At 72.2% G+C, this 13,285-nt stretch carries 15 protein-coding genes; 4 read left to right on the plus strand and 11 right to left on the minus strand.

Annotated features, from left to right (window positions below):
* Positions 1-196: 196 nt before the first annotated feature.
* The gene (locus OG429_RS05775; protein ID WP_328924196.1) at positions 197-640 is read left to right on the plus strand and encodes a subtilase-type protease inhibitor; all 444 of its coding nucleotides are present in this window, start codon (positions 197-199) and stop codon (positions 638-640) included.
* 74 nt (positions 641-714) lie between these two features.
* Here OG429_RS05775 and OG429_RS05780 read toward each other — a convergent pair whose 3' ends face one another.
* Positions 715-1,572, minus strand: coding sequence for a GNAT family N-acetyltransferase (locus tag OG429_RS05780; RefSeq protein ID WP_328924197.1), 858 nt, complete (start codon positions 1,570-1,572; stop codon positions 715-717).
* A gap of 89 nt (positions 1,573-1,661) precedes the next feature.
* The gene (locus tag OG429_RS05785) at positions 1,662-2,093 is read right to left on the minus strand and encodes a hypothetical protein (protein WP_328924198.1); all 432 of its coding nucleotides are present in this window, start codon (positions 2,091-2,093) and stop codon (positions 1,662-1,664) included.
* A gap of 221 nt (positions 2,094-2,314) precedes the next feature.
* Between OG429_RS05785 and OG429_RS05790 the strand changes: the two genes are divergently transcribed.
* On the plus strand, positions 2,315-3,055 hold the full coding sequence (locus OG429_RS05790) for an SIR2 family NAD-dependent protein deacylase (protein ID WP_328924199.1): 741 nt from the start codon (positions 2,315-2,317) through the stop codon (positions 3,053-3,055).
* Here OG429_RS05790 and OG429_RS05795 read toward each other — a convergent pair.
* The 7 genes from OG429_RS05795 to OG429_RS05825 form a co-directional block, all read right to left on the minus strand.
* Positions 3,052-3,540, minus strand: coding sequence for a VOC family protein (locus OG429_RS05795; RefSeq protein ID WP_328924200.1), 489 nt, complete (start codon positions 3,538-3,540; stop codon positions 3,052-3,054). The two genes, OG429_RS05790 and OG429_RS05795, sit on opposite strands and share 4 nt — an antisense overlap.
* A 125-nt stretch (positions 3,541-3,665) precedes the next feature.
* Positions 3,666-7,247 carry a bifunctional glycosyltransferase/CDP-glycerol:glycerophosphate glycerophosphotransferase gene (locus OG429_RS05800; protein ID WP_328924201.1) on the minus strand — a complete coding sequence of 1,194 codons (3,582 nt, stop codon included), beginning with the start codon at positions 7,245-7,247 and terminating at the stop codon, positions 3,666-3,668.
* Positions 7,248-7,416: 169 nt separating this feature from the next.
* A complete protein-coding gene (locus tag OG429_RS05805; RefSeq protein WP_328924202.1) occupies positions 7,417-7,791 on the minus strand; it encodes a hypothetical protein in 375 nt (124 codons plus the stop codon).
* 71 nt (positions 7,792-7,862) lie between these two features.
* Positions 7,863-8,309 (minus strand): roadblock/LC7 domain-containing protein, encoded by a 447-nt coding sequence (locus OG429_RS05810; RefSeq protein ID WP_328924203.1) that lies wholly within the window; start codon positions 8,307-8,309, stop codon positions 7,863-7,865.
* A gap of 71 nt (positions 8,310-8,380) precedes the next feature.
* Positions 8,381-9,166 (minus strand): transcriptional regulator, encoded by a 786-nt coding sequence (locus OG429_RS05815; RefSeq protein ID WP_328924204.1) that lies wholly within the window; start codon positions 9,164-9,166, stop codon positions 8,381-8,383.
* Positions 9,163-9,582, minus strand: a complete 420-nt coding sequence (locus OG429_RS05820) for a hypothetical protein (protein ID WP_328924205.1) — start codon at positions 9,580-9,582, stop codon at positions 9,163-9,165. The genes OG429_RS05815 and OG429_RS05820 overlap by 4 nt, the downstream gene beginning before the upstream one ends.
* Positions 9,583-9,742: 160 nt before the next feature.
* Complete coding sequence (locus tag OG429_RS05825; protein ID WP_405680419.1) at positions 9,743-9,988, minus strand: helix-turn-helix domain-containing protein; 246 nt, start codon at positions 9,986-9,988, stop codon at positions 9,743-9,745.
* A 189-nt stretch (positions 9,989-10,177) separates the two neighbouring features.
* On the opposite strand from OG429_RS05825, the gene OG429_RS05830 reads away from it, so the two are divergent.
* On the plus strand, positions 10,178-10,459 hold the full coding sequence (locus OG429_RS05830; protein WP_328924206.1) for a hypothetical protein: 282 nt from the start codon (positions 10,178-10,180) through the stop codon (positions 10,457-10,459).
* A 61-nt stretch (positions 10,460-10,520) separates the two neighbouring features.
* On the opposite strand, the gene OG429_RS05835 is transcribed toward OG429_RS05830, so the two are convergent.
* A complete protein-coding gene (locus tag OG429_RS05835; RefSeq protein WP_328924207.1) occupies positions 10,521-11,084 on the minus strand; it encodes a TetR/AcrR family transcriptional regulator in 564 nt (187 codons plus the stop codon).
* Between the two features lie 210 nt (positions 11,085-11,294).
* Between OG429_RS05835 and OG429_RS05840 the strand changes: the two genes are divergently transcribed.
* Entirely contained in the window at positions 11,295-12,500 is a 1,206-nt protein-coding gene (locus OG429_RS05840) for a PucR family transcriptional regulator (protein ID WP_328924208.1), read from the plus strand.
* 3 nt (positions 12,501-12,503) lie between these two features.
* Here the strand turns inward: OG429_RS05840 and OG429_RS05845 are convergent, their stop codons facing one another.
* Entirely contained in the window at positions 12,504-13,259 is a 756-nt protein-coding gene (locus OG429_RS05845) for an MOSC domain-containing protein (RefSeq protein ID WP_328924209.1), read from the minus strand.
* Positions 13,260-13,285: the final 26 nt, after the last annotated feature.

Below are 13,285 nucleotides of genomic sequence, written 5' to 3' on the forward strand. Positions count from 1 at the left end.
ACGCGTGTCTCCCGGCCATTGTTCAGCCGATTCGGCGGCCTGCTCCCGCACAGGTCAGGCCCTGTCACACCGCTGCGGTCTGCAGTCATCCGTACACGATCGGTGACGAAAAATGGGGGTCCGAACGGGCGTTCACGGCCCGCGTCGGCAAGACTCTGTCCGCTATCCGAAACAACAACCCAAGGGAGTGTTCGAAATGCGGTCCATCACCAGGGGTCTCGGGCTCGGTTCCGCCGCCATGGCGCTCACCGCGCTCACTGCGCTGGCCTGGCCGGGGACGGCCGGAGCCGCTCCTTCCGGCGCGGAAAGCCTCTACGCCCCGTCCGCGCTCGTGCTCGGGGTGACCGCCGGAGACGACGCCGCGACCGGTACCGTACTGCGCGCGGTGACGCTGGTCTGCGCGCCGACGCCGGGCGGGACGCACCCGAACCCGGCCGGCGCGTGCGCCGAATTACGTGCGAACGCGGCACGGCTCGACGTCCTCGCGGCGCCCGGGCCCGACACGGCGTGTACCAGGGAGTGGAACCCCATGACGGTCACGGCCGACGGGGTGTGGCAGGGCCGTCGGCTGAACTACGACCACACCTTCGGCAACCCGTGCGGTCTGCGCAGCGCCAACGGCGTCCTGTTCGGCTTCTGACGCACGCTCAGCGCAGTGCGGTGACCGGCCGGGCGGCACGTCGACAGCCGCCCGGCCGCGGTCACCTCGCGGGGTCAGCCCAGTTCGAGGCTGGTGACCCCGTAGATCCCGGCCAGTTCCACCTCGGGGGCCGGGCCGGTGTACATCCTTGCGGTCTCGAAGGTGGGGACCAGCCCGAGGCCCTCGAAGAGGGCGATGCCTTCCGGGTTCGCGTCCGGCACGTCCACGGAGACCAGACCGCCCGGCGCGTGCTCGGCGAGCCGCCGCAGCAAGGTGGCGGCGACGCCGGGGGTGGCCGCGTAGAGGGGGCCGATACGGAAGGCTCCGCTGCACGGCCGGATGACGCCGATCCCCTCGATCCGGCCGCCCCGGACGGCGGCCAGCGCCGTCCGGCCCGGCAGAGCGGTCCAGGCGGAGAGGAAGGCGTCGCGCGCTTCGGGGAAGAACCGGCGGTCGTAGGCCGCGAGTTGCCCGAAGGGCAGCGCGGCCGCGTCGACCACGTCGACCCCGGCGCCCTCACCGGCGCCCTCACCAGCACCCTGCGGGACACCTTCGTGGCGGACGTTGTTCCAGGCATGACGGAAACCGGACTTACGGTAGTTGTCCTGCTGCTCGACGACCCCGTCCAGCCCGATGAGCCGCCCGTCCAGCCGCTCCATCGCGGCATGCCAGAGCCTGATGCCGTACCCCTGCCCGCGAAAGGCGGGCCGGGCGATGTAGAAGCCGATGAATCCGAAGCCCTCGCCGTAGCGGACCGCTGAGACGCAGGCCACCGGCTCGCCGTCGAGCCGGCCGACGAGGAAGCCCTCCGGGTCGGCGACCGCGAAGGCGAACCGGTCGGTGTCTCCCGGGTTCCAGCCCTCCGCGTCCGCCCAGCCGCGGATCATCTCCATGTCGGCGGCGCTCGCGCCGGTGATCTCGAATCCCGTCATGCCCGGTGTTGTACCAGACGGCCGAAGGACGTGCAGCAGGGCCTGATGAGCCACCGGGAGCCGGCGCCCGGCCGCGGCGCGCGGGGGTCTCAGCCCGCGCAGATCACGTCGTCGAGCCGGATGGGCTCGGAGTCGAGGCGTACGTAGGCGGTGAAGGTGTCGGTGTGCCCGGACTCCCAGTGGGTGGTGACGGTGGCCCAGCCGACGGCGGCCGCCCGGGCGACGGTGACCGGGCCGACGGTGATGTCCTTCGGTTCGTTCTGCGCGCAGAGCAGGACGTCGACCTCCGGGGTGTCCTTCTGTCTGTCCTTCAGCACCTGCGAGACACGGCTCTCGCGGTCCTGGCGGGACGGGCCGTGCTCGCCGTAGAAGGCGGCGAGGAAGTGACTGATCGCCTCCTCGTTGTGCCGCGGCGGCCCCGGGACGGCCACCGGCGCGGCGAGAGCGGGAACGGACGACAGGGCCACCGGCGCCGGCAGGGTCAGCAGCAGGGCGACAAGGCTGTACGGCTTGAGCTTCATGCCCGGTTTGTACCCGCCTGCCGGTGTCGAGGGCAGGGGCCCGGCCCGGATCTCACCCCAGTGGAGGCCGGGATTCACCGCAGAAACGGCCCTCCGGCCCCCGGGCGCACGGGTCCCCGCCCCGATCGGCGGGAGGTGCAGACGGGCGGCAGGCTGACGGCAGACGGGTGAACGGATAAATACGGTCGCGGCCGCGAGGGGCCCGTACGTAGGCTCGGCGCATGGGGAAACCGCTCGTCGCAGTGTTCAGTGGGGCCGGGATGTCCACCGATTCCGGGATTCCGGACTACCGGGGGCCGCAAGGTCTGTGGCGGCGTGAGCCCGACGCCGAGAAGCTCGTGACCTACGCGTACTACATGGCCGATCCGGAGATCCGGCGCCGGTCCTGGCTGATGCGAGCCGAGCTCGGCGCACTCGGGGCGCGGCCCAACGCCGCGCACCTGGCCGTGGCGGAGCTGGAGCGCGGCGGCACCCCGGTGCGGGTGATCACACAGAACGTGGACGGGCTCCACCAGCTCGCCGGGATGCCCGCACGCAAGGTGTTCGAGCTGCACGGCACCGCCCGGTCGGTGGTGTGCACCGCCTGCCATGTCCGGTCGGACATGGACGAGGCGCTGGCCCGGGTCGCCGCCGGGGAGCCGGATCCCGCCTGCCGGCGGTGCGGCGGGATCCTCAAGGCGGCGACCGTGATGTTCGGCGAACGGCTCGACCCGCAGGTGCTGGGGCAGGCGATGGCGGTGGCCAAGGGGTGCCAGGTCTTCATCGCCGTCGGGTCGACGCTCCAGGTGCAGCCCGCCGCCTCCCTGGCCGGGATGGCGGCGGAGGCCGGAGCCCGGCTGATCATCGTGAACGCCGAAGAGACCCCGTACGACCCGCTCGCCGACGAGGTGGTCCGTGAGCCGATCGGGACCGCCCTGCCCGCGCTCCTGGCCCGGATCTCCGCCAGCCGGGAAGCGGTCTAGCCCGAGAACCCGTCGGCCGCCCGGCGCAGCTCCGCCACGTCCAGCTTCTTCATCTTCATCATGGCGGCGGTGGCGCGGGCGGCCCGCTCCGGGTCCGGATCGCCGATCACCTCGATGGCGCCCGGCGGGATGACCTGCCAGGACACCCCGAACTTGTCCTTGACCCAGCCGCAGGCGGACTCCTGTCCGCCCTCCTTGGTCAGCTCGTCGTAGTAGTAGTCCGCCTCGGCCTCATCGGCGCAGTGGATCTGGAAGGAGATCGCCTCCGTGAAGGGGAACTGCGGTCCGCCGTTGAGACCGACGAACTTCTGCCCGTTGATCTCGAACTCGACGACCATCACCGCGCCCGGCGTCCCGGGGCCCGCTTCCGTGTAGCGGCTGGTCCGGCCGATCTTGCCGCCCTTGAAGACGGACACGTAGTAGTCCGCGGCCGCTTCCGCGTCGCCGTCGAACCACAGACACGTGGTGAAACCGTTGCCGCTCATCTCTGCCTCCAGGCCCGTGTGTGGACGGTGGTTACCGTTCCTCACATACAGACCGGCCCCGGGCCCGAAATTCATCGGTGGGCCCGGGGCCTTTCTGTGTTCGGCCGGGATTTCGCCCGTACGGCCTACTTCGCGGGCTGCGCGCCCATCGAGAGCATGCGGTCGACGACACGCTCGGTGGCGCGGCCGTCGTCCAGGTCGCAGAACTCGTCGCGGAACGCCGCCCGCGCCTGCGCGTACTGCTCGCCGACGGTGTCGGCGTTGCGTACGGCCTCGATCAGGCTCGCCGAGTCCGCCAGCAGCGGGCCGGGCGCCTTCTCCTCCAGGTCGAAGTTGAAGCCGCGCAGCGTGCCCTTGTAGTGCTCCAGGTCGTACGTGAAGAGCAGGATCGGCCGGTCGGTGAGCGCGAAGTCGAAGATCGCGGAGGAGTAGTCCGAGATCAGCACGTCGGCGACGAGCAGCAGGTCGGCGGCGTCGGGCCAGCGGGAGACGTCGACGACGAAGCCGTCGCGGACGCCCTCGCGGACCTGCTCGCCCACGTGGTGGTGGCCGCGGACCAGCAGGACGTGGTCCTCGCCCAGCTCACGGCGCGCCTGCTCCAGGTCGATCCGCAGGTCGAGCTTGTAGCCGCCGGACCAGCCCTCGCAGTTCTCGCGCCACGTGGGCATGTAGAGGACGACCTTCTTGCCCTCGGGCAGGCCGAGCCGCCGCCGGACCTCGGCGATCCGCTCGGCGTCGGGCCGCACGAGTGCGTCCGTGCGCGGGCTGCCGGCCTCGATGACCTCGCCGTCGTAGCCGAGGGCGCGCTTGAGGAGGGGCGTCGCGTACGAGCTCGGGGAGGCGAGCAGGGTCCACTGGGCACTGTCGTGCGCCAGCCCCTCCAGGATCTCCGGGCTCGTGTAGTAGTCGTGCACGAAGTCGTGGCCGATCTGCTTGATCGGCGTGCCGTGCCAGGTCTGGACGACGACCTGACCGGCGCGGCGCTCGAAGTGCGCCGGCACGGTGTCGTTGGTGACGTAGTAACGGGCGCGGGCCAGCAGTTCCCAGCACTCCAGGCTGCCGTGCTGCACGGCGCGTGCGGTCGCCGGCACCTCGGCGCGGCCGTCGCGGACCAGCCAGATGTGCTCCAGCTTCTCGCCGCGGCGCACCAGTTCCTCGTGGATGGCGCGGGGGGAGTCGCCGGCGCCGTTGCCCTGGAAGGTGTCGTAGATGACGACGTCCTTGACCGGCAGGGCGCGCTGCGCCGGGTAGGTCTCGAAACGGGCCACGCGCTGGGAGTAGCGGGAGCGGTCGTGCGGGCTGAGCAGCGGGTCGGCGACCAGCACCATGCGGTCGTAGAAGCGGGTCTCGACCCGCATCCGGCGGCCGTGCGTGGTGAGGGGGTGCGGACCGGCGAAGAGCAGGCCGGGGCCCATCTGCACGGGAGCGCCGCGGTCGACGCCGAGGAGGCCCGCGGTGGTTCCGCCCTGGGCGGCCGGGCGCAGCGTGGGCCACCAGCGGCCCTCGGGGATCGTGGTGCGGCCGGCGTACGGCTCGGGGAGCACGGGCTCGAAGGTGGTCTCGAAGCCGTTGCCGTCACGGGTGACGGGGTAGCTGAACTCCACGCCGTGCGCGTTGTGCAGGACGAGCTCGTAGGGCTCGTCGGTAGGTGCGGTGAACCGGCCCTTCAGGGTGACGGTGCCGTCCTTGGTCTCGACGGTGTCGATCAGAGGCGGCGAGGGCTGCACGGAGAGCGTCAGGTGTCCGGTGTTGCCGCGCTTGGCGAACAGGACGCGGTCCGCGTCCTCGCCGGGCAGGGGAAGGACGAGACCGTTGAAACCGCCGCGCTCGTCGTGGGCCAGGCGGTGCTCGGTGCCGTCGGCGCCGAGCACGGACAGGCTCCACGGCTCCGGGGTCCACTCGCCGGGCTCGCACGGGGCGTCCGGTACGGCGGCCAGCTCGGCCAGCGGTACACGGGCGGTGAACGGGATCCGGCCGACGCCGGCCGCGGAGGCGGTCTCCAGCGGGAAGGTGAGGATGGTGCCGGTGCTGACGTGCACGGCCTGCAGGGTGGCGGCGCCGTCGATCTGGGCGGAGAGCTCGCCGCTGATCAGGGCGGCGTCGTCGCCGTCGGGTCGTACCTCCAGGGCGCGGGCGCGGACGATCTCCACCTGGATGGTGAGGGAGCCGGAGACGGCCGGAACGATCCGGACGTCCGGGGCCACCCAGTGCGCGGGCGGGTTCTGGCCGGTGTCGTTCTCGCCGCCCTTGAGGCGGGCGCGGTGCAGGCCGCCGGCTCCGGTGACGGCGATGGAGGTGGTCCATATCCCTTCGCGCCAGGTGCCGCCCGACTGGAAGACCGAGGGGTCGACGACGGCGGTGAAGCCGGCCCAGTCGGCGTGCCTCAGGGCGAGGTGGTGGGCGTTCACGGTGGCCATCGGGGAGGCGACCGTACGGGCGCTGACGACCGAGCGGCGGCGCTTGCCGCCCTCGCGGAACACCAGCATCTTGCGGGAGCCGAGGCGGCTCTCCGCGCCGAGGTGGCCGGGCACGGCGTAGCCGCGCAGGAGCAGCTTGCCGTCGGCCCAGGCAGCCTGCTCCACGCGGCTGACGACGCGGCGCTCGCGCGGGCCGAGGGTGAGGATCTTGGCGGGGACCGGCGGGCGGCCCTGCAGGAAGGGGTAGTCCGCCTGCGGGCGTGCGATGCCCTTGACGGGCACGCTGTACTGGTAGTCGCGCTGGTGATCCTGGAGGGCGATGAAGTCCTCGACGCGGCCTTCGCTCGCCAGGAACGCCTTGAGGCGGTCGGCGACGGTCAGGTCGGACCAGGGGCCGGTGCCGATCTCCCGGACGAGGCCGCCGACCTCCTTGACGAACGCGGCGCGGAAGTCGGCGCCGCCTTCACCGACGTACTTGTAGATGAGCGGGAGTTCCTCGCTCAGTACGTTGTAGTCGTAGTCGCGCAGGTAGCGGGTGTACTTGGCGCCCTGCTTGGCCTTGAGGGACTCGCGGACCAGGCGGACGGACGTCACGCGGTCGATGAGCGAGACCGGGTCGGTGGAGCGCTGGGTGATGGAGCGCTCGCCGGTCTCGCGGACGCGCCAGTGGTAGACGCAGTCACTGAGGATGTCGACGCTGGAGGCGAAGTAGTGCGAGGGGATGCTGACCGGGGCGTCCTCGTAGAGGATGCCCTCCGGGTACTGGAAGCCGTGCTCGTCCCAGAAGGTGCGCCGGTAGACCTTGTTCCACGCGGTGCGGTCGGTGACCAGCGCCGGGAACTTGGAGATGTGGGTCTTCAGCTGGGTCTTGGCGAAGGCCGCCCGGTGGCCCCAGGACTGCTGCATGCCGACGGAGCGGAAGCGCTTCACGTTGCCGGCCGCGAAGTCCGAGCCCGTCTCGTCGAGGGCGTCGATCATCCGCTGGTAGGCGTAGTCCGGCATGGTGTCGTCGCTGTCGACGAAGGCCAGGTACTCGCTGTCCTTGTGGGCGTGCCGGGCACCGACGTTGCGGGCGGCGCCGAGGCCGGCGTTCTCCTGCATCACGACCCGGAAGCGCTTGTCCCGCGCGGCGAAGGCCTTGGCGATGACGGCGCTGGTGTCCGTGGACCCGTCGTCCACGAGGATGGCCTCGAAGTCGCCGAAGGTCTGAGCGGCGATGGATTCCAGGCACTCGTCGAGGTAGAGCTCGACGTTGTAGACGGGGACGACGATGCTCAGGCGCGGGGGCATGGGTGGCGGGTTCTCCAGCGATTGGTGCTTTATCGATGATCAGCTGCTCACAGCATCCTACTAGGTGGCAGAATCATGAACTCCTCCCTTATCGGGCATACCACAGCTGATCGCCGGGGCGGACGGCAAAGATTTAAGCCGCCCGCCACCTCGACGACGCGGTCCTGGCTCAGATTTCCAGATCGGCCTCGATCCTCTTCAGCTGGTGGCGGGCCATCGCGAGGTTGGCCCGGCCCCTGTCGAGGGCGAGGTAGAAGAAGAAGCCCGAGGTGCCCCGGCCCTTCAGCAGGCGGATCAGGTGGTACTGGCCGCCCAGCGTGATGAGGATGTCCTCGATCTCGTCCTTGAGGCCGAGCATCTCCATCGTGCGGACCTTGGCGCGGACCACGTCCGTGTTGCCCGCGGCGGCTACCGCGAGGTCGAGGTCCTTGCCACCGCCGATGGTCCCGAGGGCCATGCCGCTGCCGTAGTCGACCAGGGCGGCGCCGAGCGCGCCGTCGATGGTTGTGGTGCATTCCTTGAGGCAGGTCTCGACGTTTGCCATGAGTGGTTCCTCTTTCGTGTTCTCTGTGGCTGTTCTGGTTGCGGTGCAGTCTGGTGTCGCCCTGCAGGGCGTCAGGTGGGCGGAGCGGGCGGCAGCGGGGGAAGGGGCGGAACGCCGGAGCCCCGCCGCCCGAGGGTGCGGTCGATGAGCTCGCCCACGCGCACGCTGGAGCGCCGGGCCTCCAGGTGGAGCCGGCCGACATTGACGCGCGGCTCCGCCGTCAGGGTCAGGACGGCCGCCTCGCCCGCCGCGTAGGTGGCCACGTAGCCGTACTCACCGCGCACGAGAAGCTCGCGGAATCCGCCCTGGCCGGTGCTGTCGCTCAGGCGCTGGGCGACACCGAGGGCGGCCGCGGTCAGTGCCGCGACGGTCTCCGCCTCGGAGGCGGCGCTGTCCTGGGCGAGTACGAGGCCGTCGGCGCTCGCGGCGAGGGCGCCGGTGAGCTGGGGCACGCGGGCCCGCAGCCTGCGGAGCTCCGCGAGTATCTCGGCCTCCGCCTCGGGAGGCACCGTGCTCATGTCGGCCTTTCTCCTTTCGGGCTGCCTCCGCTCGGAGCGGTCGGCGCGCAGGGCCGGTCGCAGCGGGAGCCTCACAGGCTTGCCTCCAGTGCGTCGCGTAACCGGCGGAGCAGCGCCACGTCCGGGGGTTGGGCCTGGGTCATCCAGTCGGGCAGGGGGTCCACGACCGGCGGCGGGGCCGGTGCGTGCGGGGTCTCGACCAGTCCGGCCGCCGCGAGGCGCCGTACGTCGAGCAGTGTGTGGAAGGCGGGTCGGCCGAGTACCCACGCGAGGTCCGCCGGGGTGCGCACACCGTCCGCCTGGTGCAGCAGCATCCGCTGCCGGGCTGTGATCGTCTGGCCGGGGAGGGCCTGTCTCGGCACGACCGGTGAGGTGTCCAGCAGGGGGTACGGCCAGACCGCGTCGAGCAGTTCCCGGCGGCGCCGGGTCTCGCGCTCCACGGCGGCGGCCGGGACGGAGCGGACCGAGCCGATCCAGTGGGTGGCTCCGCGGCGGAAGCGGGAGGGCCCGCTGCCCGGGGAGAGCGCGAAGAAGGCGGCGTCGAAGATGGCGGCGAGGTGGCAGATCTCCAGCTCCCCGCCCGCGAGACCGCCGCTGTCCACGAGGAAGCGGGCGACCTGGCGGCGGGCGCCGGCCCGGTCCACGGCCTCGCGCCAGCGCTCGGGGGCGAGGCCGCCTCCGGTGGTGAGCAGTACGTCGAGGCCGGGAGTGGCCGGGCTCTCGGCGTGCACGATGCGGCCGTTCTCCAGGAAGAGGGTGCCCCGGTCACGTAACAACGCGCCGGTGGCGCGCTCGGCGGCGAGCCGGGTGAGGAGGGGGGAGACGGCGACGCCCGCAGTGGTGACCGGGATGGTCATCTGAGCACCAGCCCCTCGGCGAGGGCGCGTAGCCTGTGGCGTGCCAGGGCGAGATTGCCGTCGGTGCGATCGAGCCACAGGTGCAGGAAGACACTGCTGTCGAAGCTCGTCTCGACGAAGCGCAGCACGTGGTAGCCGGTGCGGGTGGTGACGATCAGGTCCTCGACGGGCGGGCCGGCGGGCGGTATGCCGGACCCGTCACCGGATATCCGTTCGGCCTCCGCCGGGGCGAAGGACTCGTACTCGGCGGCCGCCCGGGCCAGCTCGGCGGTCTCGGCGGCGGTGGTCTCGTGATCGCCCACGGGCGAGTCCCCGGCGGTGCCGAGGGCCAGTCCGCTGCTCCAGTCGACCAGCGCGGCCCCCCGCGCACCAGGCAGGGCCATGGCTTCGAGCAGGCATTCGTCGATCCCGGGCACGCGGGCTCCCCTCCCGGCCGGACGTGCGGAGTGCACGGTCGTACGGCGCGACAGGAGGGAACTTACTCAACTTTCACACCCCGAAAGGGCGTTCTGGCATTTTCCGCTGGAACATGCACGGACGGGCGCGAGAGCTTGGCCGGAACCCGTCCACTTTTGATCACGAAGCGAGCGGAAGATCGTCAGCCAGCCGGAACGAGCCGCCCTCGCGCTGCACATAGCCCTCATGGCTCAGGGTGCGCAGCAAGTGGTAGACGGTGGGCAGCGGGATGCCGGTGAGCCGGGCGAGCCGCTTGGCCGTCACCCCGCCTTCCGCGTACATCGCCTCCAGCAGGCGCAGCGCGCGCTGCACGGAACCGATCAGGGTGGGTGTGCTGTCCTTCTGGCTGTGTTGCTCGGTGCCCATGGGTGGTCCCCCTGCTCCGGTACGAGGCCTGGCAAACCCATCAAAGTCCCTCACCAGCCGCAAAACCAGCTGACTCGCGTAAACCTGAGCATAAGATCACCGCACCTCGGCCCGGCTGCGGCAGGCGGGGAACCGGCACGTATGCCGCCCCGACCGCGGATCCAGGGGGACCGCGGCGGGGACGGAATCATGGAGACCGGCATCGGGGTGGCGGCGCCACCGGCCCGGGAGTGCCCGGAGTGCGGGGCCGCGGTACCCCGTGACGAACGCTACGTCGAATGGTGCGAGGCCTGCGACTGGAACGTGGACCCAGGCGCGCCGGACCCGGAATCCGGCCGGATCGCGTCCGTCCGGCGGCGCCTTGCGCAGCAGGTCGTCTGCGACGGATCCCGGCAGGACGAGGTGAGCGCCGAACTGGCTCCGGCCCGCGCCGCGCTGGCCCGCCAGGTGATCCGCGACTTCGCCGGCTGATCCGGCCGACCCTGCCGACCCGGCGTGCGGCGTGCGGCAGGCCGGTCAGTCCGCGGGAAGGTCAGTCCGCGGGCCGCTCCGGGAGGAGGCGCTCGGCCATCTTCTCGATGAGCGTCTCCACCGGGTAGGCCTCCAGCAGCGTCGGCACGGTCAGGTCGTCCACGATCAGACCCAGCATCGCGAGGTAGAGCAGCACCACCCCCTGCCGGTCCCCCGGCAGGCCCGACTCCAGGTGCCAGCTGACGTTCGCCTCCAGCTCGGCGCGCTGGAACCCTGCCAGCTCCGCCTGGAGTTCGGGGCGCCGGGTGCCCTCCAGCCGCAGCTCCAGCATCGCGATGTGCACGCTGCGCTCGCGCCGCATCCGGTCCAGGAGCTGACCGAGCAGCACCTTGGTGTCCAGCGGGCCGACCAGGTCGGCGGGGTCCGGGACCAGCCGCTCCCGGGTGCGGTGGAGGATCTGCACGAGCAGCTGGGCCCGGTTGGCGAAGTAGTTCGAGGCGGTGCCCGTCGGCACGCCCGCCTCGGCGTCCACCGCGCGCAGCGTCAGGCCGCGGGAACCCTCGCGTGCCAGGACTTCGATGGCGGCGTCGAGCAGTGCGGCGCGGCGCTGCGGATTCTGGCGCATGAGCGGTCCCTCGGGTTCGTCGGTGGCCGTGGGCGGCGGGTCGTGAGCGGCGGGCGGTACGGCGGGTGCGGGTCCTGGCGAGCCGCCCCGGAGACCGGTGAGCACTGCAAGCGCAGTGCTCCGCTCACGGTAGCGGATGCGTACACGCATACGGATGCGCCCGGTCCTGGCCCTCCCCACCGCCCCCTCCCCCGTGTCAGGCTGCGCGTCATGGAGCGGATCATCGAGGAGATACGCGAGGACCTGGCACGCCGGCTCGCCCTGGCGGCGGACCGGCTCGCCGACCGGACGCTGGCCGAGGATCCCGCGTACGCCGCCCCGCTCGGCCGGGCCGCGCTGCGCGAGCGGATCCACCACGACCTCCGCCAGGCCGTCGAGGGCCTGGTCCGCAGCTCCCGGGGCCTGCCGGTGGAGCTCGCCGACGCCCGGGCCGCCGGCACGCTCCGGGCCGAGCTGGGAATGCCGCTCTCCCCGCTGCTGCGCAGCTACCGCAGCGGCGGGCGGCTGCTCTGGGCGGCCCTCACCGAGGCCGTGGCCTCGCACGACCGGGCGGCGCTGCCCCGCCTCGTGCCGGGCGCGACCGCGCTGTGGGACGTACTGGACCAGATGACGGACGCCGCGTCCGAGTCCTACCGGCGTACGGAGGCCGCCCGCACCGACCGTGACCGGGAGCGCCGCGCGGCCCTGCTCGACTCCCTGCTCGACGGCGCGGCCACCCCCGCGGCTCCCGCTGCCCCGGAGGCCGCGGCGCAGCTGGGGCTGCCGGAGAGCGGCCGCTTCGCAGTGGTCGTGGTGGCCCCGGACACTGCCGCCCGGGCGGGGGAAAGACCCGGAGCGGGGGCCGGGGACCTGCGCGTGCTGTGGCGGGTCCGTGCCGAGGCGGAGACCGGTCTGGTGGAGCTGGGCCACCACCCGCTGGAGTCCGTACGGGAACTGCTCGCGCCGCTCGGGGTCCGCGCCGGGGTCAGCCCGGTCGTGGAGGCCCCGGCCGATCTCGCCCGGGCGTACCGGCTGGCCGTCCTCGCGCTGCGTACCGCCCCGGAGACCGGTGGCCCGCGCACCGCCCTGCTGGACGAAGGACTGCCGGGGGCGCTGGTCGCGGGCCAGGCCGAACTCGCCGGGCGGCTGCGGCAGGTGGTGCTGGGGCCGGTGCTGGCCCTGCCCGCGGAGGACCGCCGGCTGCTGCTGACCACCCTGGGCACCTGGCTGGCCTGTCAGGGCTCGACGACGTTCGCCGCGCAGCGGCTGTACTGCCACCGCAACACCGTCTCCAACCGGCTGCGCCGCGTGGAGCAGCTGACGGGGCGCTCCCTGTCGGACCCGCGGCAGCTGGTGGAGCTGGCGCTCGCCCACGCGGCGGTGGTCCAGCGGACCCCGGCACCACAGGCACCCCGTGGCCGCGTGGACCCGAAGTGAGCCCTAGGCGAGCAGTACGGGATCCCCTGCACGGGCGGTGCCCGGTGCGATGACGCCGGCGAGCGCGTCGAGCCGGTTGTCGTGGGCCGCGGCGATGGCCTTCAGGATCCGTGACGAGTGTGGGAGGTCCCGCTGGGCCTGGTTGGTCATCACACACCGCTCGCTGGAGCGCAGGAACTCGATGCGAAGGGTGTCTCCCGTGCGGGCCTGGTGTCCGATCCACCCGTCCTCGACGAACGGCGGGGTACCGGGCGGGGTGCGCAGGAGGATGTTCGGCCGGAAGCGGCGTTCGTCGATCGGTACGTCCGGTACCTCCTGGCGGATCCAGTCGAGGGTGGCCGTGGTCAGGACACTGAGCGGCAGTTGGTCGAAGTGTGAGATCCCGCCCTCGCGGGCCAGCTCCACATCGTCGCGGCCGAGGTACGCGCGGAGGTAGGCCGTGGGATCGGCCACCCTGCGTCCATGAGGGTCGATCAGCTCCGGTTGCCGCGGTTCCTGCCGTTCCTGCCGTTCCTGCGGCTGTTGCGGCCTCCGGTCGCCTTCCGGATAGCGGGAGCTCAGGTGCAGCAGCCCGTCCATGCGCCGGAAGCGGCGGGTGTTCTTGCCCGAGCCGAACTTGCCGTCCGCGCCCCGTACCGCGTACAGCCGGTCGCCCACCAGGCCACGCCGGTCGACCTCCGCGCTGCGCAGCCGTTCGCCACCGGTCGACTTGACCGGGTACCGCCACAACCGCTCGATCACACCTATGAGTTCCGCCACGGTGGCGACGGTAGCGCGCCCGCGGA

Source organism: Streptomyces sp. NBC_00190, from assembly GCF_036203305.1.
Taxonomy (GTDB): Bacteria; Actinomycetota; Actinomycetes; order Streptomycetales; family Streptomycetaceae; genus Streptomyces.

What these genes read in the sequence shown, in the direction of transcription:
- OG429_RS05835 (WP_328924207.1), bottom strand. Translation starts at nt 11,084, where the DNA reads ATGCGCCAGAATCCGCAGCGCCGCGCCGCACTGCTCGACGCCGCCATC.
- OG429_RS05780 (WP_328924197.1), bottom strand. Translation starts at nt 1,572, where the DNA reads ATGACGGGATTCGAGATCACCGGCGCGAGCGCCGCCGACATGGAGATG.
- OG429_RS05795 (WP_328924200.1), bottom strand. Translation starts at nt 3,540, where the DNA reads ATGAGCGGCAACGGTTTCACCACGTGTCTGTGGTTCGACGGCGACGCG.
- OG429_RS05840 (WP_328924208.1), top strand. Translation starts at nt 11,295, where the DNA reads ATGGAGCGGATCATCGAGGAGATACGCGAGGACCTGGCACGCCGGCTC.
- OG429_RS05805 (WP_328924202.1), bottom strand. Translation starts at nt 7,791, where the DNA reads ATGGCAAACGTCGAGACCTGCCTCAAGGAATGCACCACAACCATCGAC.
- OG429_RS05785 (WP_328924198.1), bottom strand. Translation starts at nt 2,093, where the DNA reads ATGAAGCTCAAGCCGTACAGCCTTGTCGCCCTGCTGCTGACCCTGCCG.
- OG429_RS05810 (WP_328924203.1), bottom strand. Translation starts at nt 8,309, where the DNA reads ATGAGCACGGTGCCTCCCGAGGCGGAGGCCGAGATACTCGCGGAGCTC.
- OG429_RS05815 (WP_328924204.1), bottom strand. Translation starts at nt 9,166, where the DNA reads ATGACCATCCCGGTCACCACTGCGGGCGTCGCCGTCTCCCCCCTCCTC.
- OG429_RS05825 (WP_405680419.1), bottom strand. Translation starts at nt 9,988, where the DNA reads ATGGGCACCGAGCAACACAGCCAGAAGGACAGCACACCCACCCTGATC.
- OG429_RS05800 (WP_328924201.1), bottom strand. Translation starts at nt 7,247, where the DNA reads ATGCCCCCGCGCCTGAGCATCGTCGTCCCCGTCTACAACGTCGAGCTC.
- OG429_RS05830 (WP_328924206.1), top strand. Translation starts at nt 10,178, where the DNA reads ATGGAGACCGGCATCGGGGTGGCGGCGCCACCGGCCCGGGAGTGCCCG.
- OG429_RS05790 (WP_328924199.1), top strand. Translation starts at nt 2,315, where the DNA reads ATGGGGAAACCGCTCGTCGCAGTGTTCAGTGGGGCCGGGATGTCCACC.
- OG429_RS05775 (WP_328924196.1), top strand. Translation starts at nt 197, where the DNA reads ATGCGGTCCATCACCAGGGGTCTCGGGCTCGGTTCCGCCGCCATGGCG.